16 protein-coding genes and 3 pseudogenes are annotated in these 24,235 nt (G+C 70.3%); 12 read left to right on the top strand and 7 right to left on the bottom strand.

Going from position 1 to position 24,235, the window contains the following annotated elements; translation table 11 throughout:
• The first annotated feature begins 71 nt into the window (after positions 1 to 71).
• On the top strand, positions 72 to 725 hold the full coding sequence (locus ABT300_RS27030) for an aminotransferase class I/II-fold pyridoxal phosphate-dependent enzyme (RefSeq protein ID WP_351680668.1): 654 nt from the start codon (positions 72 to 74) through the stop codon (positions 723 to 725).
• 103 nt (positions 726 to 828) lie between these two features.
• Here ABT300_RS27030 and sbnB read toward each other — a convergent pair whose 3' ends face one another.
• Together sbnB and sbnA are read right to left on the bottom strand one after the other, a co-directional pair.
• Positions 829 to 1,854, bottom strand: a complete 1,026-nt coding sequence (gene sbnB / locus ABT300_RS27025) for a 2,3-diaminopropionate biosynthesis protein SbnB (protein ID WP_351680658.1) — start codon at positions 1,852 to 1,854, stop codon at positions 829 to 831.
• Positions 1,851 to 2,834 (bottom strand): 2,3-diaminopropionate biosynthesis protein SbnA, encoded by a 984-nt coding sequence (gene sbnA / locus ABT300_RS27020; protein ID WP_351680665.1) that lies wholly within the window; start codon positions 2,832 to 2,834, stop codon positions 1,851 to 1,853. Before sbnA ends, sbnB begins: the two co-directional genes overlap by 4 nt.
• 287 nt (positions 2,835 to 3,121) lie before the next feature.
• Here sbnA and ABT300_RS27015 point away from each other — a divergent pair, with 287 nt between their 5' ends.
• The 3 genes and pseudogenes from ABT300_RS27015 to ABT300_RS27005 all read left to right on the top strand — a co-directional run bounded on the left by ABT300_RS27015 (position 3,122) and on the right by ABT300_RS27005 (position 6,081).
• Positions 3,122 to 4,597, top strand: coding sequence for an amino acid adenylation domain-containing protein (locus ABT300_RS27015; protein ID WP_351680655.1), 1,476 nt, complete (start codon positions 3,122 to 3,124; stop codon positions 4,595 to 4,597).
• Positions 4,598 to 4,833: 236 nt separating this feature from the next.
• A pseudogene (locus ABT300_RS27010) lies at positions 4,834 to 5,312 on the top strand (IS701 family transposase); the annotation flags it as partial.
• A gap of 70 nt (positions 5,313 to 5,382) precedes the next feature.
• Complete coding sequence (locus ABT300_RS27005) at positions 5,383 to 6,081, top strand: IS701 family transposase (RefSeq protein WP_351680653.1); 699 nt, start codon at positions 5,383 to 5,385, stop codon at positions 6,079 to 6,081.
• 118 nt (positions 6,082 to 6,199) lie between these two features.
• On the opposite strand, the gene ABT300_RS27000 is transcribed toward ABT300_RS27005, so the two are convergent.
• Together ABT300_RS27000 and ABT300_RS26995 are read right to left on the bottom strand one after the other, a co-directional pair.
• A complete protein-coding gene (locus tag ABT300_RS27000; RefSeq protein ID WP_351680650.1) occupies positions 6,200 to 8,110 on the bottom strand; it encodes an ABC transporter ATP-binding protein in 1,911 nt (636 codons plus the stop codon).
• A 32-nt stretch (positions 8,111 to 8,142) separates the two neighbouring features.
• Positions 8,143 to 8,937 (bottom strand): alpha/beta fold hydrolase, encoded by a 795-nt coding sequence (locus ABT300_RS26995; protein WP_351680647.1) that lies wholly within the window; start codon positions 8,935 to 8,937, stop codon positions 8,143 to 8,145.
• A gap of 458 nt (positions 8,938 to 9,395) precedes the next feature.
• Here ABT300_RS26995 and ABT300_RS26990 point away from each other — a divergent pair, with 458 nt between their 5' ends.
• The 8 genes from ABT300_RS26990 (at position 9,396) to ABT300_RS26955 (ending at position 22,436) form a co-directional block, all read left to right on the top strand.
• Entirely contained in the window at positions 9,396 to 9,611 is a 216-nt protein-coding gene (locus ABT300_RS26990; protein ID WP_107449246.1) for an MbtH family protein, read from the top strand.
• A gap of 622 nt (positions 9,612 to 10,233) precedes the next feature.
• A complete protein-coding gene (locus tag ABT300_RS26985) occupies positions 10,234 to 11,118 on the top strand; it encodes a winged helix-turn-helix transcriptional regulator (RefSeq protein WP_254076097.1) in 885 nt (294 codons plus the stop codon).
• Positions 11,119 to 11,522: 404 nt separating this feature from the next.
• Positions 11,523 to 12,257 carry an FkbM family methyltransferase gene (locus ABT300_RS26980; protein WP_351680643.1) on the top strand — a complete coding sequence of 245 codons (735 nt, stop codon included), beginning with the start codon at positions 11,523 to 11,525 and terminating at the stop codon, positions 12,255 to 12,257.
• Positions 12,258 to 12,271: 14 nt separating this feature from the next.
• The gene (locus ABT300_RS26975) at positions 12,272 to 13,426 is read left to right on the top strand and encodes a glycosyltransferase family 4 protein (protein WP_351680640.1); all 1,155 of its coding nucleotides are present in this window, start codon (positions 12,272 to 12,274) and stop codon (positions 13,424 to 13,426) included.
• 730 nt (positions 13,427 to 14,156) lie between these two features.
• The gene (locus ABT300_RS26970) at positions 14,157 to 15,710 is read left to right on the top strand and encodes a TIGR02677 family protein (protein ID WP_502978004.1); all 1,554 of its coding nucleotides are present in this window, start codon (positions 14,157 to 14,159) and stop codon (positions 15,708 to 15,710) included.
• Positions 15,707 to 17,053, top strand: a complete 1,347-nt coding sequence (locus ABT300_RS26965; protein ID WP_351680638.1) for a TIGR02678 family protein — start codon at positions 15,707 to 15,709, stop codon at positions 17,051 to 17,053. Before ABT300_RS26970 ends, ABT300_RS26965 begins: the two co-directional genes overlap by 4 nt.
• A complete protein-coding gene (locus ABT300_RS26960) occupies positions 17,050 to 21,189 on the top strand; it encodes a TIGR02680 family protein (RefSeq protein ID WP_351680635.1) in 4,140 nt (1,379 codons plus the stop codon). The genes ABT300_RS26965 and ABT300_RS26960 overlap by 4 nt, the downstream gene beginning before the upstream one ends.
• A complete protein-coding gene (locus tag ABT300_RS26955) occupies positions 21,186 to 22,436 on the top strand; it encodes a TIGR02679 family protein (protein WP_351680632.1) in 1,251 nt (416 codons plus the stop codon). The genes ABT300_RS26960 and ABT300_RS26955 overlap by 4 nt, the downstream gene beginning before the upstream one ends.
• Before the next feature lie 127 nt (positions 22,437 to 22,563).
• Here the strand turns inward: ABT300_RS26955 and ABT300_RS26950 are convergent.
• The 3 genes and pseudogenes from ABT300_RS26950 to ABT300_RS26940 form a co-directional block, all read right to left on the bottom strand.
• A pseudogene (locus tag ABT300_RS26950) lies at positions 22,564 to 23,020 on the bottom strand (nucleotidyl transferase AbiEii/AbiGii toxin family protein); the annotation flags it as partial.
• Between the two features lie 5 nt (positions 23,021 to 23,025).
• Complete coding sequence (locus tag ABT300_RS26945) at positions 23,026 to 23,418, bottom strand: hypothetical protein (protein WP_351680630.1); 393 nt, start codon at positions 23,416 to 23,418, stop codon at positions 23,026 to 23,028.
• Between the two features lie 360 nt (positions 23,419 to 23,778).
• Positions 23,779 to 24,164, bottom strand: a pseudogene (locus ABT300_RS26940) (hypothetical protein); the annotation flags it as partial.
• Between the last annotated feature and the right edge of the window lie 71 nt (positions 24,165 to 24,235).

Below are 24,235 nucleotides of genomic sequence, written 5' to 3'. Positions count from 1 at the left end.
AAAACCCGTCGGGCAATTTTAGGCGTCTGTGACGGCGCGGTGTTTCGCTGGGGTAGGGGCCGCGCCACGACATCCTGATCCTGGAGGACAGCCCGTATCGGATGGTCAGCCCCGGCCGGCAACTGCCGACCCTGAAGTCGCTCGACCGCTCACGCCGCGTCGTCCACCTGGGCTCGCTCTCCAAGACGCTCTTCCCGGGCACCCGGGTGGGCTTCGCGGTCGCCGACCAGGTGGTCGTCGGCGCGGACGGCGCCACCGGCCTGCTGGCGGACGAGCTCACCCGAATCAAGAGCATGGTGACGGTGAACACCTCGCCCGTCAGCCAGGCGGTAGTGGCCGGGATGCTGCTCGCCGCCGGCGGGCGGACCGCCGAGTTCAACGCCGGGACGGCCCGCTACTACGGGGACGCCATGCGGGCCACCCTCCGCGAGCTCGACCGGTGCTTCCCCGAGCCGGAGCGAGCGGCGCTCGGCGTCCGGTGGAACACGCCGACCGGGGGCTTCTTCCTGGCCGTCGACGTGCCGTTCACCGCGGGCACCGCGGCCCTGGAGCTCGCCGCGGAGAAGTTCGGGGTCATCTGGACACCGATGTCGTACTTCTTCCCGCGGGGCGGCGGCGAGCGCAGTCTGCGGCTCTCCGTCAGCTATTTGACGCAGCCGCAGATCGCCGAGGGCGTCGGGCGGCTGGCCGACTTCATCCGCTTCGCGGCCGACGCCAGGCCCTGACCCGACCTGACCGGCCTGATCGAACGCCGTACACCGCCGCACACATGAGGAAGGGCCCGCCGGGGAGGCGGGCCCTTCCTCATGTGCTGTGCCGTGACCGGTCTCAGCCGTAGCGCTTCATCTCGTGGAAGAAGTCGGGGACGGTCAGCAGGCTCCCGGCCGCGCTGACCTCGTCGTAGACGAACTTGGCCACCGCCAGGTCCAGCACGCCCAGACCGAACGGCGAGAACACGACCGGCCGGTCCGCCGGGGGAGTGGTCCGGCCCTCCAGCAGGTCGTAGAGGGTGCCGTCGACGAAGTCGCGGTTGCCGGCGCGCTGTTCGGCCAGGTGAGGAGAGGTGTTCGCCTTCAGGCAGTGGTCGATGTCGTCGACGATGTTGTACGAGGACAGGATGATCTCGGGGGAGAGGTCGCGCAGCGAGACGTGCAGGACGAGCGGGTTGTGGGAGAAAAGTGCGGGGTCGAGGATGTGCGGCTCGCCCGCCACCGTGGCCAGCACGACGAGGTCCGACTCGGCGATGAGTGACTCGGCGCTGTCGTGGATCGTGACCGGCCCGGCCCCGGCGCGGCTCAGATATCCCTCGAAGCCCTCCGCGTTGTCCCGGGACAGGTCGAAGACGCCGACCTCGTCGAAGGCGAGGCCGCCGGCCACGAGGTAGGTGTGCAGGTAACGGGCTATCAGCCCGACGCCGATGAAGCCGACCCGGCGCGGTGCCACACCCCGCCGGTCGGCGAGCGTGACCGCCGCCAGGGCCGCCGAGGCGGCGGTGCGCGAGGCACTGATGACCGAACTCTCCAGGCAGGCCAGCGGATAGCCGGTCGCGGTGTCGTTGAGGACGACCACGGCGGAGGCGCGCGGAATGCCGGCACTGACGTTCTCCGGGAACGACGAGATCCACTTGATGCCGTGCACGTCCACGTCGCCGCCGACCGAGGCGGGCAGCGCGATGATCCGGGAGGACGGCCGCTCGGGGAAACGCAGGAAGTACGAGTCGGGGTTCACCGTGCGGCCCTGGCCATGCAGGCGGTACGCCTTCTTGACCAGCGCGGTGACCTGCTTCTCGCGGCCGCGCAGGACATCGACGACCTGCGCGCCGGAGATGACGGAGAAGGAGGGGGCATGGGTCATGGGTGCGGGCTCCAGTGCGGATCGGTTGACAGGTCGCCCTGGCCGAAGTGTTCGCGCAGCCAGAGGTCGTCGTAGATGGAGTTCAGATAGCGCTCGCCGAGGTCGGGGGAGATCGCGACGGCCACCGGGTCCTCGCCCGGGTACTTCTCGGCCAGCCAGCGAGCGGCGCCGCTCACCACGGTCCCGGTCGACCCGCCGAGCACGAAGCCCCGAGCCGCCATCTCGCGGCAGGTGCGGATGGTGTCGGGTTCGGAGACATGCACGACGTCGTGGATGCACGACTCGTCGACCAGTTCCGGGCGGGTGCTGGTGCCCAGGCCCGGGACCACCCGGCGCTCCGGGACACCGCCGAAGGTGACCGAGCCGACGGCGTCGACTCCCACGACGGTGACGTCCGCGCGGTGCTGCCTGAAGTAGCGCGCGCACCCCATCAGCGTGCCGGTGGTGCCGGCGCCGACGAACAGCACCTCCAGGTCCGGGAATTCGGCCGCGATGGCCGGCGCCGTGTGCTCGTAGTGCGCCCGCCAGTTGTTGGGGTTGGCGTACTGATTGAGCCACACATAGCGGTCACTGCTGGCGCACAGGTCGCGGACGTATTGGATGCGGCTGTTCAGATAGCCCAGATTGGCATCCTGTGTGGTGATCACCCGGACGTCCGCGCCCAGGGAGCGCATCAGCCGCTGGGTCGTGGAATTGCATCGGGGGTCGGTCACACAGACGAAGCGGTAACCCCGGTCGGCCGCGATGATGGCCAGGGCGATGCCGAGGTTTCCCGAGGAGGACTCCACCAGGACCGAGTCGGGTCCGATGAGGCCGTCCCGCTCCGCGGCTTCCACCATGGCGATGGCGGCCTTCAGCTTGATGGACCCGGCGAAGTTGAAACCTTCGCACTTCAGGTACAACGGCGTTCCGTTCACCCGGCGCAGATCCAGGTAGATATCCTCGACATTGAATTCGTGCGGGGAGCTGATAATAGGCATGGCGCCGGACACCTCGGCAGGACGGAAATGGATAGGGGGAAAGCGGTCAAGGTGCGACCGAAAGCCTGAAGTGAAGAAAGAAGAGTCGAAAGGATGAGTTGACCATCTCGGTGCTCAGATCCCCTGGCCTGAGCCCGAACTCTCATTTACCCGGTGAGCGGGTGAATTCGGTATCCGATCGCCCCGGCATCGATTACCGTACTTCACGGGAAGTGGCCCGGCAAGAACCGGATATTTCCTGGACAGCTGATATCGGATAATTGCCGCCGATCACAAGGAGCGGATTCGTGACGATCGAGGAATGCCTGCTCGGCCCTGCCGGACTCCCGGAACTGGCCATCGCGCCCGAGGAGTTGCGGCGTGCCCGGGAACTGGCGCTCACCCGCGACCACCCGGTCGACCTCGCGGACGCCGTGATCACCCATGTGGAGCGCTTCGCCCGGGAACGGGGCCGGCCAGCCGTCCGGGACGCCCGCGGCCGCCTCGACTACGCCGAACTTGCCCAGGAAGCACGTCGGCTGGCGGCCCTGATGGAGCGTTCGGGGGTCGGCCCGGGCAAGGTCGTCGCGGTCGGCGGTGCGCGCGGCACCACGGTCGTCGCCGCCTTCCTGGCCACCGAGCTGCTCGGTGCGCTCTACCTGCCTGCCGACGCCCACTGGCCCGCCCGCCGGGTCGCGGATGTCCTCGACACGGCCGGGGCCGTCCTGCTCCTCAACACCGACCCGGACGCCGTCTCACCCTCGCTCGCCGAGGGCGCCGCGCAGGCCGATGTCCCGGTCGTCCGCGCCGCCGAGGCCGCCGGCCACGACCTCTGGCAGGGCCCGGCCCGGCTGGAGAGCCAGGGCCAGCCCCGGTACGTGTTGTTCACCTCCGGTTCCACGGGTCGGCCCAAGGGGGCCGTGGTGGAGCACCAGGGCATGCTCAACCATCTCTTCGCCAAGGTCGTCGACCTCGGGTTGACCGGCGACGACGTGGTCGCGCAGACGGCCCCGCTCGGCTTCGACATCTCGATCTGGCAGATGCTCTGCCCGCTGCTGGTCGGCGGCGAGGTCAGCGTGGTCGCCGACGCGACCGCCCACGACTCGGTAGCCTTCGCCCGCCTCGTCGACGAACACCGCGTCACCGTCGTGGAGTTGGTCCCCACCATGGTCCGCCTGCTGCTGGACGACCTGGCCGCCGCCCCTGAGGCCGGGCAGCTGGCCTGGCTGCGCTGGATGCTCGCCACCGGCGAGGAGCTGCCCACCGAGGTGGCCCGCCGATGGCTTGAGGAGATGCCCCAGGCCGGACTGGTGAACGCCTACGGCCCGACCGAGTGCTCCGACGACGTCACTCACCACACCGTGCTCCCCGCCGACCTCGGTCTCCTGCGCCTGCCGATCGGCACGCCGCTGGTCAACACCCAGCTCTACGTGCTGCGCGGCGAGGAGGACGGCTGGCAGGCCTGTGAGCCGGGCGAGACCGGGGAGTTGTTCGTCGGCGGGGTCGGCGTGGGGCGCGGGTACGTCAGTGACCACGACAAGACCCGGGCCGCGTTCTTCCGCGACCCGTTCCGGGACACGCCCACCGGGCGGCTCTACCGCACCGGTGACGCCGTGAAGGTCCTTCCGCAGGCGGCGCTGCAGTACCTCGGCCGGGTCGACCGCCAGGTCAAGCTCGCGGGAGTCCGGATGGAGCTCGGCGAGATCGAGGCGGTCCTGCAGCGTCACCCCGCGGTCGGTGCGGTCGCGGTCGTCGTGCACGACTTCGCCGTCGGCCGTCGCTAGCGGTGTCCTGTTCAACCAGCGCAGCGCCTCAGTTGGCCGGTTCCGTGGAACCGGCCAACTGAGGCGCTGTGGTCGTATCGGGGCATGTCGAAGGCGCCGCCCGCCGGTGGTAGGCCGGGGGACGGCGCCTTCGACATGCCGTTGGGTCGTCTCTTCTAGGGCTTGGTCATCTTCACTCCTGCGTCGCGTGTCTGCTTGCTCGTGGGTGTCGTTGAGCTGGTGTGACACCTGAGGAGATGGCCGAAGTCCGGGAGGACTTGGAGACGTTCGCGGCGGGGTTCTTCGACGGGTTCTTCCGCGTGGATCAGCGGCGGTGGGGCCAGGCGTATGTGCGCGGGCTGCTGCTGGACGGCCGGCGCAAGTCGGTGGAGCCGATGGCGGCCCGCCTCGGCGAGGACGGCAACCGTCAGGCGCTGGCGCACTTCGTCACGTCCAGCCCGTGGGATCCGGCGCATGTGCGGGCCCGGCTGGCCTGGAGCACGAGGCGATCGGCCCGGAAGCGCTGATCATCGACGACACCGGCTTCCTCAAGGACGGGGACGCCTCGGCGTGTGTGTCGCGGCAGTACACCGGGACCGCGGGCAAGGTCACCAACTGCCAGGTGGGCGTCTCGTTGCACCTGGCCCGCGATCGTGCCTCGGCCGCGGTGAACTGGCGGCTGTTTCTGCCCACATCCTGGGATCCCGCCTCCGCGGAGGCGGATGCGGACAAGGTCGCCCGCCGCACCCGCTGCGGGATTCCCGCCGCAGTGGGGCATGTGGAGAAGTGGCAGATGAGCCCTGGACATGATCGACGAGACACGGTCATGGGGGATCGACGTCCCCCTGGCGGTCGCGGACGCCGGCTACGGCGTGCCGCCGCTTTCCGCCTCGGCCTGGAGGAACGGGATCTGCCCCTATGCGGTCGGTGTCTCCGGCCGGCACACCGCGCATCCGGCCGACGCCCGGCCCGTCCAGCCGGCTTATGCAGGCACCGGACGGCCACCGAAAGTGCAGTATCCCGAGCCCGCGCAGACGATGAAGGACTTGGTGGTCGCGGTGGGGAAGGCGGCCGCACGGCCGGTGTCCTGGCGGGAAGGATCCCGCCCGGGCAAGGGCCGCAGTGGCTTCAAGCGCATGTACTCGCGCTTCGTCGCCCTCAGGGTCCGCCCGGCCGGACGCGGCATCCGCAAGGTTGCCGATGATCCGGAGCTGCCCGAGCGGTGGCTGCCGACCGAATGGCCGGCCAATGAGAGCGAGCCGGTGCAGTTCTGGCTCTCCAGCCTGCCGTCCGGGATGCCCCTGGCGACTTTGGTGCGACTGGCCAAACTCCGCTGGCGCATCGAGCACGACTACCGCGAGATGAAACAGGCTCTGGGCCTGGCCCACTTCGAGGGCCGCACCTGGAGCGGCTGGCACCACCGCGTCACCCTCGTATCCGCCGCCCATGCCTTCTGCATCCTGCAACGACTGGCACGAGACCCAAAAGAACCGGTGCCGGTCTGAGCCTCTACCAGGTCGTCCGCGATCTGCAGACACTCCTCGCCGCCTGGGCCGGCACCTGCCCCACCTGCCACCGCAACATACCCATACCCATACCCATACGAACCTGACCACGCCCTAGCTAGTGGGCGTCTGCGCCGGGCACCGTCACCTCCAGTGACTCGTGCTGCGCGAACTGCGTGTGGTAAAGGTCGGCGTACAGGCCCCCGACGGCCAGCAGTTCCTCGTGCGTGCCGCGTTCGGTGACGCGTCCTGCCGCCACGACCAGGATCTGATCCGCCTCGCGGATCGTGGAGAGCCGGTGGGCGATCACCAGCGAAGTGCGCTCGGCCAGCACGGTCTTGAGGGCCCGCTGGATCGCCGCCTCCGCCTCCGAGTCGAGGTGCGCGGTGGCCTCGTCCAGGATCACCACCGGCGGTGCCTTGAGCAGCAGCCGGGCCAGCGCGATCCGCTGCTTCTCACCGCCTGAGAGCCGGTACCCGCGATCACCGACGACCGTGTCCAGACCCTCCGGGAGGGCATCGACGGTGTCCCAGATCAGCGCCGCTTTCAAGGCCTCGATCAGCTCCTGCTCGGCGGCCCCCGGCCGGGCATACTCCAGGTTGGCCCGCAGGGTGTCATGGAAGAGGTGGGCGTCCTGGGTGACCACGCCGATCGTGTCCCGCAGCGACTGCAGCGTGAGCTCCCGGACGTCGTGGCCGTCCACCCGGACGGTGCCCTCGGTGGGGTCGTAGAGCCGGGGCACCAGCTGGGTGATGGTGGTCTTCCCCGCGCCCGACGGGCCGACCAGGGCGGTGAGCTTCCCGGCCGGGACGTCGAAGCTCAGTTCCCGCAGGGTCAACGACTCCTCGACCGGCTCGGCGTGCCGGGCCGCCGGGTGTCCGAGCGAGGCCAGTGAGTTCTCCTCGGCGCTCGGGTAGCGGAACGAGACCTTCTCGAAGCTGATCCGGGGAGCGCCGCCGGAGCGCACCGCGGCGAGGTCCCGGGCGTTCGGCACCTCGTCGATGTTGGGCTTGAGGTCCAAAATCTCGAAGACCCGGTCGAAGCTGACCAGGGTCATCATGGCGCTCGCCTGTAGGCTGCCCAGTTGGTTGATCGGGCCGTAGAGCCGCAGCAGCAGGGCCACCATGGCCACCAGGGTGCCGAGCTCCAGTGAGCCGTCGATGGTGAGCACGCCGCCCAGCCCGTAGACGAGGGCGCTGGTCAGCCCTGTGAGCACGATGGTGAGAACGCCGAGGATCCGGCCGTGCAGGACCACCGAGACGGCGAGGTCCCGCACCCGGCCCGCCTTGCCGGCGAACAGGCTCGACTCGTCCTGCGCGCGGCCGTACAGCTTGGCGAGCACCGCGCCCGAGACGTTGAACCGCTCGCTCATCAGCGCGCTCAGGTCGGCGTCCAACTCCATTCGCCGCCGGGCGAGTCGCTGCAGGCGCCCGGCGATCCATCGTGCCGGCACGATGAAGAACGGGACCGTCACCAGCGCCGCGAGGGTGATCTGCCAGGACAGGTAGAACATGGAGGCCAGCACCAGTCCCAGCGACAGCACGGTGGACAGCGAGTCGGACAGCAGGCTGGTCACCGCCTGCCGGGCCCCGACCACGTCGGTGTTCAGCCGACTGACCAGCGCTCCGGTCTGGGTGCGGGTGAAGAAGGACAGCGACTGCGCCTGGACGTGCGAGAACACTTTGTTACGCAGGTCGTAGACGACGCCCTCGCCGATCCGCGCGGAGAACCACGCCACCAGGAAGACCGAGCCGGCCTCGACCAGCGCCAGGCCGGCGACTGCCAGGCACAGCCCCACCACGAGGTCGGTGCGGCCGGGCATGATGCCGTCGTCGATGATCATCTTCAGCGCCAGCGGGCCGGCGGCGGTTGCCACTGCGTCGACGACCGTACTGGCCAGCAACAGTGCCACGCTCCACCGGTACGCCATGGCGTACGGGACGATCCGCCGGACCGTCCCCTTTCTTATCCGCCCGTCCGTCGGCTCTTTCTCCCCTGCCGCGGCCCGAGAGTCCTTGCTCCTTGCCATGCTGGCATCAGCTCCGTGTTCGTCAGGGGCCGTCAGTGCTTTTCAAGGAACTCGATGATCGCGGTGTTGACCGCGTCGGGGTTCTCCAGGTTCCCGAGATGGCCGCACCGGGCAATCTCCACGTAGTCGCACTCCGGAATGGCGTCCGCGACTTCGGCGACCAGGTGGGGAGGGCAGATGAGGTCATCGGCGAAGGCGATCGCCCGGCACGGTACGGCGACCTGGCGCAGGGCCTCGCGGCGGTCACCGGCGTCGACGCTCTGCTGTCCGGGAGCGTTCTGACCGGCCGTCAGTTCGAAGACTTCCAGCCAGCCGGCGGCGACGGCGTCGTCGTTGAGCGTCGCGGGGGAGAGCATCTCCAGAACCGTGCGTACCGCCTCGTACTTGGGTGGCAGGGTGATGCCGCTTTCAGTCAGCGAGCGCTCCGCGGCCTGCAGCATCCGGCGGGTGGCGTCCGGGCGGGCTCGGGTGGCCATCAGGACGGCGCAGTGCACCAGGTCTGGCCGGGCGAGCGCGATCTCCTGAGCGATCACGGCGCCCATCGAGGTTCCGACGATGCGGCACGGCCCGATGTCCAGCGCCTCTATCAGGCCTAGGGTGTCGGCGGTCATCTCGGCGAGCGAGTAGTCACCGGGCGGTGCGTCGGAGGGGGCGATGCCGCGGTTGTCGAAGACGATCGTCTCGTAGCCCGCCTTGTTCAGGGCCGGGGTCTGGTGCATGGTCCAGACCCGGCCGGCGGCGCCCGAGCCCATGATGAGGAGTACCGGTTCCCCCTGGCCGGACCGCTGGTAGGAGAGCCGGATTTCATTGGTGCTCACGAAAGGCATGCCGGTGCTCTCTCGCCGGCGACGGGTACGGACATGGCAGCCTCCTGAATTCGAACGGGCAAGGGGATCGGTGCCGACTGTCCGCGCCGGAGGAGAGGTGACGACCCTGGCACTGAGGGGCCGGAGTGCCGGTGCGGACGGGGCCTGGCCCCGTCCGCGGCGAGGCGGCGTTCCACGATGGCACCGGACGGACGCGCCGATCAAGGTCGCCCCGACCCGGTCGAGTTCGTCGTCCGTACGGCCGTTCAACCGGGGCGAAGTGGCAGTTGAACACGCTGGCGACAAGGGCCGGTGGCGCTGGTTGACGCGTCGGCGCGGCTTGGGGACATAGTGGGCTCGCTCGGGGCCCGGCACCGCGCCGGACGGCCACCGACGGTGGGGCGAGTCCCGGTGAACCACGCGGGCGAAATCGCGCCATCGATGCGATCCACCTCATGTATCCCAGAAAGGACGGCGTGGTGACGAATCCGTTCGACGATCCCGATGCCGAGTACCTGGTCCTGGTCAACGACGAGGGTCAGCACTCGCTGTGGCCCGTTTTCGTCGATGTGCCCGAAGGCTGGAACACGGTTTTCGGCAAGGCGGGGCGTCAGGAGTGCCTCGACTACATCGAGAAGTCGTGGACCGACATGCGGCCCAAGAGCCTGATCGAGGCCATGGCGGCGCAGAACTAGCCAGCATGCCGATGCCGCCGACACCCCCGTGGTGGTCGGCGGCATCGGCATGCGGGGGACCGGTTTCCGGACGGCGCCGGCGCGGTGTTCAACCGATGCGGCGCCGCAGTTGAACACCCCGCCGTAGAAGGCGCGTTAGCCAATCGGACGTCAACTGGCCAGATCTATACGGTGCCTCGACACTGCTGTGACTGAAGAGTGATTATGAGTGTGGGGTTGGAAGTTCCGCTTCTGAGACCAGGAGAGCGTCGGCTTACCCGGATTGCTGTCGAGCCCATCGATAACTGTCGTCTAGTGCTGCCCGGCTTGCGGGAGGGCCACTCCCGGAGCGAGATGGCATCCGGCGTGGCTGTCCTGTGAAGAGGTCCTTTCGGCCCCGGCCAGACGTGTCAATGTCTGGCGGTTTGACCCGTCCATCCAATGGGGGAAGAGAATGAGTCGCACCGACAGTGATATAGGCATTTTGACTCACTTTACCGGCAATTTGGCTATTCATGGGAGAGGTGTCGTATCGGTTCCGATCGCCTCGCTAGTTCCGGGGGATTCGCCCCGTCTGGACGGGCAGGACACGGAGCACATCGCCCGGCTCGCGGAGCTCGACGAGCGCCTTCCCCCTATCCTCGTGGACCGTCGCACCATGCGGGTGATCGACGGGATGCACCGCCTGCTGGCCGCCTGCCTCACGGGGCAGGAGACCATCGAGGCGGAGTTCTTCGACGGCACCCCCGAGGAGGGGTTCCTGCGGGCCGTCGAGGCGAATGTGACGCACGGTCTTCCGCTCTCCCAGGAGGACCGGAGGGCTGCGGCCGCGCGGATCCTCGAGGCTCACCCGCAGATGTCCGACCGGGCCATCGCCAAGGCCTCGGGCCTCGGCACGAAGTCGGTGGCCGCCATCCGGCGCAACTCGGCCTCTTCGCAGGACCAGCCGATGGCCAGGATCGGGCGGGACGGCAAGATGCGGCCGCTGAACAGCGCCGAAGGCCGCCGAAGAGCCGCCGAGCTCATTGCCGAGAACCCGGAGGCCTCGCTGCGCGAGGTCGCGCGGCGCGCCGGTATCTCGCCCGCCACGGTGAGCGACGTGCGCAAGCGGCTGATGGCCGGCGAACTCCCGGTCGCCGAACGCCGTCAAGCCGTCGCCGCGCCGGGCGTCGAAGGGGGCCCGTCGGTCGTCCCCGGGCGCGTTCCCGCCCAGCGGGCCGTCCGCAAGGTGCACATGGTGCAGCCGGACCCGGTCGAACTGCTCGACAAACTGCTCAGAGACCCCTCTCTGCGGCACAAGGAGGACGGGCGCCGCCTGCTGCGTCTGCTCCAGCAGAACGCGCTCGGCGACCAGAGGTGGGCCAAGCTGGCCGCCGTCGTGCCGACGCACTGCCGCGACCTCGTGGTCGATCTGGCGCGCCAGTACGCGGAGACCTGGAGCGAGTTCGCGCAGGAACTGGATGCGAACGTCCGCGCCATGAGCCGGGACGCCCAGACGCCGCATCACGAGGTCGGCATGGGTGCCTAGACGCGCCCCTGACGGACCGGTGGGACAGCGGGGGTCGGGAGCCGCCGAGGCCGGCGTTGCCGGACACCCCCCTTCCTGTCGGTCACAGCGGACGTGACACTGTGCCGGTCATCGACGAGGCGAACCTGATCCGAGGCCTTCCGCTTGCGCAGGCCGATCGGTGTACGGGTACCGCACGGTCGCCCTGGATCTCAGGGCTGGCCTCAGGGACTGATGTCCGCCGGTAGGTGGACGGGACCCCGACCAAAGGATGTACCTATGAAAGTTTTGCCGCGCCTTGTATCCGGCAATTCCCAGTTCTGTACGCCAGATTGGCCGAAACGCATATGCAGGGTGGCGCGTTGACGCGTAGCGGTGGTTCTTCGTCCACTTTCAGGCCAGGCCGTCCGTATGCGGGAGCACGTGTGACCTCGGTCGCACTGGCACTTCGCTATGCGTCCTCGCGCTGGTCCTTCGTGGAGGGCGAAGTCGCGGGCCTGCGACGTCTGGTGCGGCCGGGCGCCGTCTGCCTCGACATAGGTGCCGAGTACGGTCTCTATACGTGGCGCCTGTCCGCGCTGGCCGGTCCGTCAGGGCAGGTGCACAGCGTCGAACCGCTGCCCGGCCCCGCGCGCTGGCTGAGGACGACGGCTGCCGCTCTCGGCTGCCGGAACGTCACCGTGCACCGCATGGCCCTGGGCGACTCCCCGCACGACGGGACGATGAGTCTGCCCCGGCGCCGTCTGCTGCCCGTCCACGGACGCGCCTACCTCACCGAGGGCGCCTCGGGGCCCGGCCCCAACGCCGAGTTCGCCACCTCCCGTCCGGTGTCCACTCCGGTGCGGACGGTGGACGGCCTGTGCCACCACATGGGCCTCGACCGGGTCGACTTCATCAAGGCCGACGTCGAAGGCGCCGAGGCGGCCGTGCTCAGCGGAGCCCGGCGCACGCTGCTGAACCACCGGCCTGCCCTGCTGCTGGAGATCGAGGACCGCCACCTCGCGAAGTACGACATGACATCGACCAAGCTGATTGCCCGGCTGGATGGCCTCGGCTACGCCATGCACCGCTGGCGGTACGGCAGTTGGGCCCGAGTGATGGAGGTCACCGACGACTGTCGCAACTACCTGTTCACGGCTCGCGTCGTCACCTCCGGCTGAAGGATCCGACATCAATGGGTTCCACCCTCGTCATCACCAACGACTTCCCTCCTCGCCAAGGAGGGATCGAGACCTTCGTGCACGCCCTGGCCACCCGAATGCCGAACGACGACGTCGTCGTCTACACGTCGCGCGAGCCGGGTGACGCCGCGTACGACGCGACCCTGCCGTTCCCCGTGATCCGGGACACCAGCCGCATGCTGCTGCCGACCGGGCGCGCCACCAGGCGGGCGGTCGACATAGCCAGGGCCCATGGCTGCGATCGGGTCTGGTTCGGGGCCGCGGCACCGCTCGGACTGATGGCACCGACCCTGCGCAAGGCCGGCATACGACGCATCGTGGCGACCACCCACGGCCACGAGATCTGGTGGGCCCGGATCCCGGGTGCGCGTCGGATGATGCGGCGGATCGGTGAGGGCGTCGACGTCGTCACCTACCTCGGCCCGTACACGCGTGCCCGGATCGAACCGGCCCTGGGCCCACGGGCGCGGATGACCCGGCTGGTGCCCGCAGTGGACGCGCAGGTGTACCGGCCCGACCCCGCCGCCCGTGACGAACTGCGCACAAGGCTCGGTCTGCACGGCAAGCGTGTCATCCTGTGCGTCGCGCGCCTCGTGCCGCGCAAGGGCCAGGACATGCTGATACGAGCCATGCCGCTGATCCGGCGCGAGGTGCCCGACGCGGTACTGCTGTTGGTCGGCCGGGGGCCTGCCGAGGCCCGGTTGCACAAGCTGGTTCGGCGACACGCCCCGGACGCGGTCCGATTCGCGGGCGGCGTGGCCCACGCTGAGACGCCCCCGTACTACGCGGCAGCGGATGTCTTCGCCATGCCCTGCCGCACCCGGAAAGCCGGACTCGAGGCGGAGGGCCTCGGGATCGTGTTCCTGGAGGCGGCGGCGAGCGGACTGACCGTGGTCGTCGGGGACTCGGGCGGCGCCCCGGACACCGTGGTCGACGGCGCGACCGGCATCGTCGTGGACGGCACCGGACCCGAGGCCGTCGCCGGTGCGCTGGCTGGCATACTGACCGACTCCGACCGGGCCGCCGAGATGGGTGCCGCGGGCCGCAGGTGGGTCGAGGAGTCGTGGTCCTGGGACGTGTCAGCGCGCCATCTGACGGAGCTGCTGAGCCCCGAGGGTGTTCCGGTCGTCCCGTCCGGGCAGGAGTGACCTGAGCGAGGGGAGGAGGGGCCGGAGCCTTGACGGCCCCTCCTCGTCGTTCTCTTCATCAGCCCATGCCTCGGCGTGCTTGGTGGCGAACTCCAGCAGACCGGCGGGGATTTGCATGAACTGCGCGCAGGATCTCCAGTAGCAGTAGCAGTAGCAGTAGCAGCAGCAGCAGGTGGTGGGGATCTGACGCTCGTTTGACGCTCTGGGCTCCCGCAGGCGGGACAGCGAGCCGAGAAATGGCCTCTGACCTGGCCTTTTCCGAGACCTGCTCAATCCGGCATCTTTCCGATGACCCACCACGTGGAGTGCGTGGCGATTCTGGAGCCTGCCCAAAAGGGGCTCTGACCTGCGATTTTATCGGGTTCTTCAGGTGTGCTCGACGGCGCTCGACCTGTTTCCCGAAGTTCACCGCGTGGAGCCTGTTGTAGGTAGTCGCCGCGTGGCTCACCTGCGGTTTCACAACGGGAGCGTGGGTCTGGAACGTTCTGCCTCAACTCCGTAAGAGACGGGTTCGGGAAGTGTCTTGACGCTCTTTCGACGCTGTTTCTGACGGGGCGTGAGGTGGTCGTCCCAGATCGGATCTCGGCTTCGGCAGCGCGAGACCCCGGCTACCGGACCGCCCGACTCTCACCGGACGACTCCGCTGCTCTGGGACTCGGCCCTGAATGTCCGTGCCACCCCTTACGGTGGATTCCGGATGCAGCCGAGGCGATGGGGGAGGGCAACAGGCGTGCGCAGGGTTCCACCGGAGATGTTCCGGTTCACGACGGTGGAGAGGTCCGACCTGTACGGGGCGGTGCTGGAAGCCTTCGGCCTGGCCGGCGAGCATCTGGAGACGGCGCTGGGACTCGATGCGGTACGCGAGCGGCTGCGCGCCGTGGGCTGGGCGGCGGCGGTCGAGGACGACGAACTGCATGAGGTGCTGAGGAAACTCGTGCAGTGGGAGCTGCTGGACGTTGTGCACAACCATGCGGAGAACTACCGCACGGCCGAGGAGTACGAGCGGCGCAACCTCCAGTACTCGCTGACCCGCCGGGGCGAGGCAGCTCTTGCCGGCGTGCGGCACGCGCTTGAGGTGCTTGCCTCCACGGGGGCGCTGCAGACGGCCGTACTGGAGGCCATCGCAGACCGGCTGCACGAGCTTTGCCTGCTGTCCGGCGAACCCGCCTCGGCCGATCGGCGGATCTTCAGCACGCTGCGCGAGCTGGAGGGGCATCTGGAGGCTCTGGTGGAGAACACCAAGGCGTTCAACGGCGAACTGCAGCGCCTCCTGCGCGCCGAGGGCGCGGATCTGGAGGTATTCCGCGAGGTCAAGGCCGCCACCGTCGCATATCTGCAGGAGTTCCTGGTCAACCTCGACCGGCGCGGGCAGACGGTCGCCGCCGCTGTGGCCCGGGTGGAGCAGCAGGGGACCGCAGTGCTGCGCGAGCGGGCCCTGCGCGGGGCCGAGCTGCCGCCTGTGGCCGGTGAGGACCCCGCGGCCGGCTGGCTGGAGAGCAGGCGGGCGCGCTGGGCGGGTCTGCGGGCATGGTTCCTGCCGGACGACGGGACACGGCCCCGGATCGAGCAGCTGCACGACATCGCCCGGCGGGCCATCGTCTCACTCCTGCAGGTTCTGGAGCGGATCAACGAGTCACGGCGCCGCTCCTCCAGCGCGGTGCAGGACTTCCGGGAGCTGGCGCGCTGGTTCGCCGCGGCCCCCGCGGAGGAGGATCTGCACCGGCTGTGGTCGGCGGCCTTCGGGCTCGGTCCGGCGCGTCACGCCCACCTCGCCCACCCCGACCCGGAGTTGATCCCGTCGTCCCATTCCTGGTCCGAGGCCCCGCCGGTGAAGGTGTCGGCGCTGCTGCGGACCAGCGGACGGACGGAGCGCTTCACCCGCACGGCCAGGGTGCGGGACGTCGCGGCGGTCAGGGCCGAGCGCGCGGAGCGGGCCCGCGCGGAGCGAGCGGAGCTCGCGCGTGCCTGGCGGGTGCTGGAGACGGACGGCCCCGTGCGCCTGTCCTCGTTCGGCGTGCTGGATCCCGCCGTCTTCGACCGGCTGCTCGACCTGCTGGGCCGGGCCCTGTCCGCCCAACCGGACGCGGGCGGCCTGCGGCGTGCCATGACGGGGGACGGCCGGATGGAGATCGCGCTGTCTCCGCCTCCCGACGAGCGCACCGCCGTACTGCGTACGACGAAGGGCTCACTGGCCGGACTCGACTATGTAGTCCACATCACGGCGGCAGGAGGAGCGAGCGCCTTCCCGCGCGTCCGCGCCGCGCGGCGGGAGGAGGCCGGATGAGCACCCTCGCCAACCAACTGGCCGCCGCGGAACGGGAGGAAGTCGCCCGTGCCGTCCGTCTCCTGCTGGCCCGGCCCCTGCTGACCGAGGCCGCCGACCCGGCCGGCTTCGAACTGGTACGCCGCCGTCGCGAGCCGCTGGCGCAGTGGTTCGACTACACCTGCGGCTGGAGCCTGGTCGTGGAGCCCCGCCGCGGCTACGCCCGCCTCACCAAGGTCCGCGCCGACCCGGACGGCTCCCGACCGGCTCGCAGGGCGCGCTCCGGACGGGCCCCGTTCGACCGCCGGCGTTACGTGCTGCTGTGCGTGACAGCGGCCGAGCTGCTGTCCATGCCGATGACGACCATCGGTATGCTCGCCGACCGAGTCGTGCAGGCCGCGGCGGCCGACCGGGCACTGGCCGCGTTCGACCCGGTGCACAAGCCGGAGCGGATGGCGTTCGTCGACGTCCTGAAGCTGCTGGAGTCGTACGACGTGCTGCGCGCGGTCGACGGGACCACCGAGGCGTACGTCGAGTCCGCGGAGGCGAAGGTCCTCTACCGGGTGGACACCACGCTGCTGATGCGGCTGCCCGCCGCGCCCGTCGGCGCCTCCCGGCTCGCCGTATCCCCGGACGAGGTGCCCGCGCGGTTCGAGGAACTGCTCACAGGTCTCCTGCGGGAGCGCCGCTACGGCGGCGCGCTCGCCGACGGCGCGACGGACGAGGCGCACGGCGAGACCGCCGCCACGGACGCGCAACGCAATCTGAGGCTGCGCCACTCGGTGCTGCGCCGTCTCTTCGACGACCCCGTGCTGTACCGGACGGATCTCACCGACGACGAGCTGGCGTACGTCACCTCCGTGACCGGACGCCAGATCCTGCGTCGCTCGGTCGAGCAGGCCGGCTTCCTCCTGGAGGAGCGAGCCGAGGGCTTCCTGCTCGTGGACCCGGACGGGCTCGCCACCGATGTCCGCTTCCCCGACGACACGTCCACCGCGCGGGTGGCCGCGCTGCTGCTCCTGGAGCCGCTGTGCGCCGCGCCCGCCGGGCTGCTGCCCGAGCAGCTCGCCGAGGCCGGAGCCGACCTGCTGCGCCGCTTCCCGCGGTGGGCGAAGGCGTATCAGTCCGAGGACGGCGCGGCCCGGCTGTCCGACGACGCCGTATGCGCACTGCGTGATGTCGGCCTGGCCCGCCGGACCGGGGGGCGCGTCGTCGCGTGCCCGGCCGCATACCGCTACCGCTTGACGGAGACGACGAGTTCGGACCGGGAAGAGGAACCCGGACCGCAGCGGGACGCGAGCCCGCCCGAGTCGGCAGGCGGCACGGTCTCCGGTGACGTTGCCGCAGAAGGAGACCCGCAGTGAGCGTGACAGAGCTTCCCCTCCCGCGGCGGCCCGAGTCCACCGAGCCCGCCGGGGCACCGGCACAACAGGCGGATGCCGCGCGCAGCCGCTGGCAGCCACATCGCGCGGGCATCCTCAACGTCTGGCGCTACTACGACGAGACGTTCACCTTCCATCAGGGCCGCCTGCTGCTGCGCGGCCAGAACGGCACGGGCAAGTCCAAGGCACTGGAACTTCTGCTGCCGTTCCTCTTCGACGCCAGCCTCCGCCCCAACCGCCTGTCCACGTTCGGCGGTTCCGAACGCACCATGCACTGGAACCTCCTGGGCGAGGGCGCCTCCGGCAAGACCCGCGTCGGGTACGCCTGGATGGAATTCCGCCGCGTCGGCGACGACGGCAGCGAGCGCTGGTTCGGCTGTGGGGCTCGTCTGCAGGCGAGCGTGCACACCAGCGCGGTGCACGCCGACTACTTCACCACCGGCTCCAGAATCGCCCACCCCGACGGTGTGCTCCTCGTCAACGAGGCGGGACAGCCGCTGACCCGCGCCGCCCTCGCCGAAGCCCTGCGCGACCGCGGCGACGTCCATGCCTCGGCCACCGACTACCGCACGGCCGTACGGCGTGAACTCTTCGCCGACATGGGGGAGCAGCGTTACGAGTCGCTGCTGTCGGCCCTGCTCCAGTTGCGCCAGCCCAAACTGTCCGAGCGGCTCGACCCGTCTCTGCTCTCCACTCTGCTGTCCCGCGCCCTGCCCCCGCTGGGCGAGTCAGAGATCGCCGAACTCGCCGAAGGCTTCGAGCGGCTGGACCGGCAGCGCGAACACCTCAAGCGGCTCGACGACGAGGTGACGGCGGCCGAGACCGTCGCGTCCAGGCAGCGCGCCTACGCACGAAGGGTCCTGCGCGCCGGTTCCGCGGCGCTGATCTCCGCCACCACCGAGATGGACAACTTCACCCGCGTCGCCCGCCAGAGCGCAGAGGAACTCGAACAGGCGCTGGGGGAACGCCGGTCAGCCCAGGCCCGGCGCGAAGAACATGAGCTTCGCGCGCACGCGCTGGACGAGACCGTCGAGGGTCTGCGTGAGAGCGACGCGTACAAACAGGGCGAGGAACTCGACCGGCTCCGCCGTCGCACCGAAGACGTGACAGTCGCCGCCGGGCGGCAGCGAGCCGCTGCCCAGGCCGCTCACGCCCAGTCGGAGGAGGACCGGCGGCACGCCGACGACGCGGCGGGCCATGCCCGCACGCTCGACGAGCACGCGCGCGAAGCCGCCGGGGAAGCACACAGGTCGGCCCGGACGGCAGGGCTGGAGTCCATCCACCACGAGGTGAGGACGATCCTCGACGCGGATCTCGCTGTGGCCTTCCACGACAGCGCGGGGCACGACCAGGGCTCTGGCGCCCCGCGCACGACGGCCGAGAACGGGGCGCGACAAGCCCGTCGGCTGCTGCGCGGGTCGGTCACCGCCCGACGGCAGCAGGTCGCCCTCGTCACCGAGGCGATCGACGAGCACGATCGCGCGGTACGCGCCCGAGGCGCCGCCGAGGAACTGCTGGACGAGGCGCGCACTCGACTCGCGGAGGCGATCGCCCGGCGGGACGAGGCGGCCGGCAACTGGGACGACGCCCTTGCCGCGCAGGCGGAACGGCTGCTCGCCTGGGCCGAGGACTGCACGGAACTGCGTATCACCGACTCCGAGGAACTGGTGGCCAGAGCAGCGGCCGAGGCCGAGGTGACGGCCCTGACCGAAGCCGCCAGGCGCCCCCTGGAACAGGAGATCGCCACGGCGGAGGCCGCCATCCGAGCCGCACGTCAGGGCCTGCGGGACGAGCGGAGCCGACTCGAGGAGGAGGTACGACGGCTGAGCGGTGAAACCGAGCTGCCGCCTCCGCCTCCACCCACCCGCACCACCGTCCGCACGGCGACGGCGGGAGCACCCCTGTGGCGGCTGGTCGCTTTCCGTGAAGGTGTCCCGCTCTCCGTCCAGGCCGCGGTGGAGGCCGCACTGGAGGCGTCGGGCCTCCTGGATGCCTGGGTCAGTCCCTACGACGGGATCACGCTGCCGGGTCACGACACCCGCGCCGAGGCGGCCCTGGCCGTGACCGCCCCGGGACCCAGCCTGCTGGAGGTGCTGAGGTCCGAGGAGGACATCCCCGTCCCGGCCGACACTGTGACCCGCATCCTCGCCGGCATCGCGTACGGCTCAACTCTGCCCGGCGGGCACCACGCGGCCGTCTCGGCCGATGGCGCCTGGCGTCTCGCGCTCGCGACCGGGACCTGGAGCAAGCAGGAACCGGCCCACATCGGCGCCCTCGCGCGGCAGCGGGCCAGGCAGCGCAGGATCAGCGAACTGAGTGACCGCATCGGCGAGACGAACGCAGCCCTCGCCACGCTTGACGACCAGCTGCGCGGTCTCGCCGCTCGCCGCGCCCGGCTGGACGCCGACCGCGCCGCCCGCCCCGACCACCGGGAACTCGACGCCCGGCGGCGTGACTGGGACCGCGCCGAGGAAAGGGTGGCCGCTCGGGACGACGCGGTGCGCGACGCAGCCGGGCATTTGGCGCGGTGCGAGAGCGAGGTGGCGGGCGCTTTGCGCACGCTCGACCGCCGGGCCGCAGAACACGCGCTGCCCACCGACCGCGACCGGTTGCGTGAACTCTCCACCGCCGTCGACAGGTTCCGGGACACCGCGGACAGCTGGGTGGACGCCCGCCTCGCCGCGATCGCCGCCGCCGACCGGGCCCGCCAGAGGGTCGCGCAGGCAGACCGATCCCGGCGGAGGGCCGAGGAGCAGGCCGAGGACGCGGCCGCCGCCGAAGCGGAGGCGGCTGGGCTGAAGGCGCGCCTGGAGGCGGTGGAAGCCACCGTCGGCGAGGACTACCGACAGATCGTCGCACGCGTCGCGGAGGCGCGCGCCGAGCTGCGTCGCTGCCGTGAGGAGGCCGGCCGGGCGGCCGATCTCCTGCTGCGCCTGGAAGGTCGTATCGGAGAACTGCGGGCCACCAGCGGTCAGGACGCAGAACGACGGGAGCAGGCCGTCGCGACCCGGGACGCTGCGGCACATCGGTTCCGGCACCTGTGCCTGGCCGGGCTGGCAAAAGACGCCAGCATGACAGCGGAACTCGATGCCGGTGACGGCACCAAGGCCACTCTGGAGGCCGCCCGCGCCACAGCCGCGGAGTGGCCGAGCATCCCGCACGCCCCACGCAACCTGGGCGACGCGGCGACCCGTCTCTCCGAAGCGGTCCACGAGGCCCGCCAGCGCCTCGGCGCCCGCGCCGACCTGGACTTGGAACCGGACGACGACATCCAGCTCTTCACCGCCACCCTGGACGGCGTACGCGTGGGGGCGACGGGCCTGCTCACCACGCTCACCCAGGAGCGCGACCGCAGCCGGGACGACATCACGACCGTCGAGCGGCGCCTCTTCGATCAGATCCTCACCGGCGACATCCGCCGCCACCTCGCGGCGCGCATCCGTCAGGCCGGTGAACTCGTCGACCGCATGAACGGGCACCTGGAGCGGGTTCGTACCGCCTCCAAGGTCGCCGTCCAGCTCGTCTGGGACGTCCGTCCGGACCTTCCGGACAGCACCCGCACCGCCCGTCAGCTGCTGCTGAAGGACCCCGGCCGGGTCACCGAGACCGACCGGGAGGCCCTGCACGCCTTCTTCCGCGCCCGTATCGAGGAGGCCAAGGGCAGCAACACGGCCGCGAGCTGGGAGGAACAGCTGGGCGAGGTACTCGACTACACCGCCTGGCACCGCTTCACGGTCCGCCTCGACCGGGCGAACGGGACCGGCTGGCAGCCGCTGACCAAGAAGCTGCACGGCGCGCTCTCCGGTGGGGAGAAGGCCGTCGCCCTGCACCTTCCGCTGTTCGCCGCCGTCGCCGCCCACTACGAGGCCGTGCCCCGGGCACCCCGGCCGATCCTGCTGGACGAGGTCTTCGTCGGCGTCGACACCGTCAACCGCGGACAGGTCTTCGCGCTGCTCACCGCACTCGACCTGGACCTCATGGTCACCTCCGACCACGAGTGGTGCACCTACGGTGAGTTGCCCGGCATCGCCGTCCACCAACTCCTCACCGACCAAGGCGACGACGCGGTCACCAGCGCCCGCTTCGTCTGGAACGGCACCGACCTGGAGGCGGGATGACCCACCCGGAACCGGGCTCGGGCGAACGCACCCTGCGCCGCCCCGAACTTCGCCCGCTCTGGCACGCGGTCCACGACCGCCTCTCCTCCGGCCGCCCTGTCACACGACTGCGCCTCGGACCGCTCGACGACGCCCAGCGCGAAGCCCTCGCTGACCTCCTCGGCCTGGACCGGCTGCCGGACGCCCGGCCCTCCGTCGCCCTGGCCCGGCTGGAAGAGGCCGTCACCGAGCTGTGCGGCCGTACCGTGCGTGAAACCGTCACCGATCTCGTCGGCCCTCTCGGTGACCGGGCGGGTGAACGGCGCCGCCAAGAAGACGAACGCGCCAAGCTGTGGACCTGGCTGGCCGACCACGACACCGTGAGGGCCCAGCCCGCGCTCTTCGCATGGGTCGCCTCCTGCCGAGCCGCAGGGTTGGTCGGAGCCTCACCGGAACGCACCCGGTCTCTGCTCACAGACGCGCTCACGGTGCTCGGGGAACTACCCGCCCGGGCGGAGCCGCTGCCGGTCTTCGCCGCCCGTGTCCTCAACGGTCACTCGCACGCACTCGATGACGGCACCCCCCTGTCCACCCTCGTTCTGCGTGCCTTGGCAACCCTCTACGACACCGTCCCGCCGCAGTCAGCGGCAGACCGGCGAGCTCTGTGGACTCGGACGGGCGTCGCCGACGACGATCTGTCCGCCACCGTTCTCGTCGGTGGACTGCGCCCGTTCGGCGACGGCCCGCTCGCACGCGTGGTCCGCGTATGCGCCGAGGCCGGACAGGCCGCCAGCCTTACACTCGCACAACTGCGCGCCCCGGGCGCGTTCACCCTGGTCTGTGCTCCCGTACCCGTCGTCCACGCCGTGGAGAACCCCAGCATCCTGGCTCTTGCAGTACGCCGCTTCGGCCCGGACTGCCCGCCGCTCGTGTGCACGTCCGGCTGGCCCAACAGCGCGGCCATCCATCTCCTCCGCCTCCTCGCGGACCAGGGCGCCGCCCTCCGGTACCACGGCGACTTCGATGGAGAAGGCATTCGCATCGCCGCGTATCTCCTGGACAAGACCCCGGCCCGTCCCTGGCGCATGACGGCCGCAGACTACCGTGCCGCGGTCGCCCGCACATCGCACGGCCCTCAGCCTGGCCGACTCACCGAGGCGCCCTGGGACCCTGAACTGACGTGCGTCATGACCGAACATGGCACCGCGGTGGTCGAGGAACTGGTTGCCGACGTCCTGTTGGCAGATCTCGCCGACGAGATTCGATAATGATGCTGCTCAGGCTGGTCGTTGACGCTCGCGCCCAAGACGCGCTCCGATGGCCGACGGATCAGGCGGAGTGCGCAGGCTCCGTCGGCGGGGGCACACGGGAGACCCGCACCCGTCTCGACCACGGGAGTTCGGCATTGCTCCAGCGGTGGGAGGCTGCGAACACGTCGATCAGGTCGCCGGGGCGCTCCGCGGTCTGCGAGGGCGCGGACCTTGGTCCCGATCACGTCCTCCTCCGCGAGGACAGGGCCGTACGGGCTCTGGGCGACCGGCCGCCAGAAGTTCTCCTTGAGGATGTCGACTTCGCAGTCCTGCCCGGTGGCCGGGTCGGTCACGGTGAAGCGGGCGGACAGCGGGGCGGTCTCCAGCGCGTGCACCTTCAGCCACGGGCTTCCAGGCCGGCGCGGAGCGTGGCCGCGATGTCGGCCATGGGCGCCGGGTTCTCGGTGGCGACGTCGAGGTCCTGGCTGGGGCGGTTGAGGAGGTGGTGCGCCCGCACGGCGTACCCCCCCGGTGAGAACGAGGGGGTACGGGGATCCGAGGGCGATCACGTTCGCCAGGAGCCGCGTGTGCAGCTCCGGCATGTCCGTCACGCGGCGGCCCGGGTGCGGGAGGCGAGCTGGGGGAAGGCGTCTTCCCAGACGGTGCGCACGGTGCGGCCGACGAGGCTGCGCAGCACCGGCCACAGCTGGAGGAGCAGGTCCCGATTGAGATACCGGGGCAGGTCATCACGCAAGCCCTCGTGCAGGACGGTGCGGTACAGGCCCATGCGTTGACGAGGCTTGCTCATGTCGTACGAGGTCATCTCGGACCAGGCCAGGTGCAGCGGCAGCTCAATGACCCCCTGGGTCGGGCCGTGCAACTCGTCCAGCGACTCCGGCAGACGCCGCCGGAACTTCTCCCGGTACAGCGCGAGGTCCTCGGCATCCGCGGGCGAGAAGCCCCTCGATACGGATGCAGAGTGCTGTGGGCTGGAGGACATGAGTCCATGGTGGCGGCCGGAGAGGTGGTGTGGGCCATGATGTGAGGACTGAGGTCTGGAGCGAGCGAGGCGGATCTCTCAGGGTGATCTGGTTCCCGCAGCCTGTTCCGCCCTGAGCGGCACGGACTGTCCGCCGTGACGCTCGTTTGACGCTTGGGCGCCTTCAAGCTGCACAGCGAGCCGAGAAGCGCCTCTGACCTGGCCTTTTCTGTGGCTAGCTCAGGCCGACATCTTTCCGATGACGCATCACGTGGAGTGCGTGGCGATTCTGGAGCCTGTCGCGAAGGGCGCCTGATCTGCGGTTCTGCGGCGCGTTGCGGTCGCTCGACCTGTTTCTCTTCGACGCCGTCCTCGACCGAGTCGGGCGCGTTCTTCCGGTGATGGGCCGGAGGCGTCGTCCAGCGCCTGGTTCCGCTGGTCGTCGGAGATGCCGAGCGCGTCCCCGAGCAGCTTGGACCGACGGCCGCCGTCCCCCTCGGTGAAGACGGTGCGCCCGGTGTCCTTCCAGGTCTGCTCGATGTCCTGACCGGCCTTGTCCTGCGCTCGCAGAAGTCCTCGAAGTCCGCCGACAGGCCGTGGCGCCCGGCCTCCATCTGGGTCATCGCCAGCTCCGAGGAGCCCTTGCCCATCACCGAGCCGGTGGCCCGGCCAAGGTCGCCGAGCTGGTCGTTCGTCGCGCCCACGCCCTGGGCGAACTTCGCGACGGCGGCCGCGCCGAGCTGAAGGTCCGTTCCCTCGCCGCTCACGGCCGCCCCCCGGCTGCCGCCGCACCGGCGTCGACCGCGACCGCCTCCGGGACGATGCCGACGACTCAAGG

The organism is Streptomyces sp. NPDC001027, assembly GCF_040299045.1.
GTDB lineage: Bacteria > Actinomycetota > Actinomycetes > Streptomycetales > Streptomycetaceae > Streptomyces.
The sequence above is the reverse complement of the archived record's forward strand: the minus strand, read 5'-3'. Positions and strand labels throughout refer to the sequence as shown.

What these genes read in the sequence shown, in the direction of transcription:
- sbnB (WP_351680658.1), bottom strand. Translation starts at nt 1,854, where the DNA reads ATGACCCATGCCCCCTCCTTCTCCGTCATCTCCGGCGCGCAGGTCGTC.
- sbnA (WP_351680665.1), bottom strand. Translation starts at nt 2,834, where the DNA reads ATGCCTATTATCAGCTCCCCGCACGAATTCAATGTCGAGGATATCTAC.
- ABT300_RS27005 (WP_351680653.1), top strand. Translation starts at nt 5,383, where the DNA reads ATGATCGACGAGACACGGTCATGGGGGATCGACGTCCCCCTGGCGGTC.
- ABT300_RS27000 (WP_351680650.1), bottom strand. Translation starts at nt 8,110, where the DNA reads ATGGCAAGGAGCAAGGACTCTCGGGCCGCGGCAGGGGAGAAAGAGCCG.
- ABT300_RS26995 (WP_351680647.1), bottom strand. Translation starts at nt 8,937, where the DNA reads ATGCCTTTCGTGAGCACCAATGAAATCCGGCTCTCCTACCAGCGGTCC.
- ABT300_RS26975 (WP_351680640.1), top strand. Translation starts at nt 12,272, where the DNA reads ATGGGTTCCACCCTCGTCATCACCAACGACTTCCCTCCTCGCCAAGGA.
- ABT300_RS26965 (WP_351680638.1), top strand. Translation starts at nt 15,707, where the DNA reads ATGAGCACCCTCGCCAACCAACTGGCCGCCGCGGAACGGGAGGAAGTC.
- ABT300_RS26955 (WP_351680632.1), top strand. Translation starts at nt 21,186, where the DNA reads ATGACCCACCCGGAACCGGGCTCGGGCGAACGCACCCTGCGCCGCCCC.
- ABT300_RS26945 (WP_351680630.1), bottom strand. Translation starts at nt 23,418, where the DNA reads ATGTCCTCCAGCCCACAGCACTCTGCATCCGTATCGAGGGGCTTCTCG.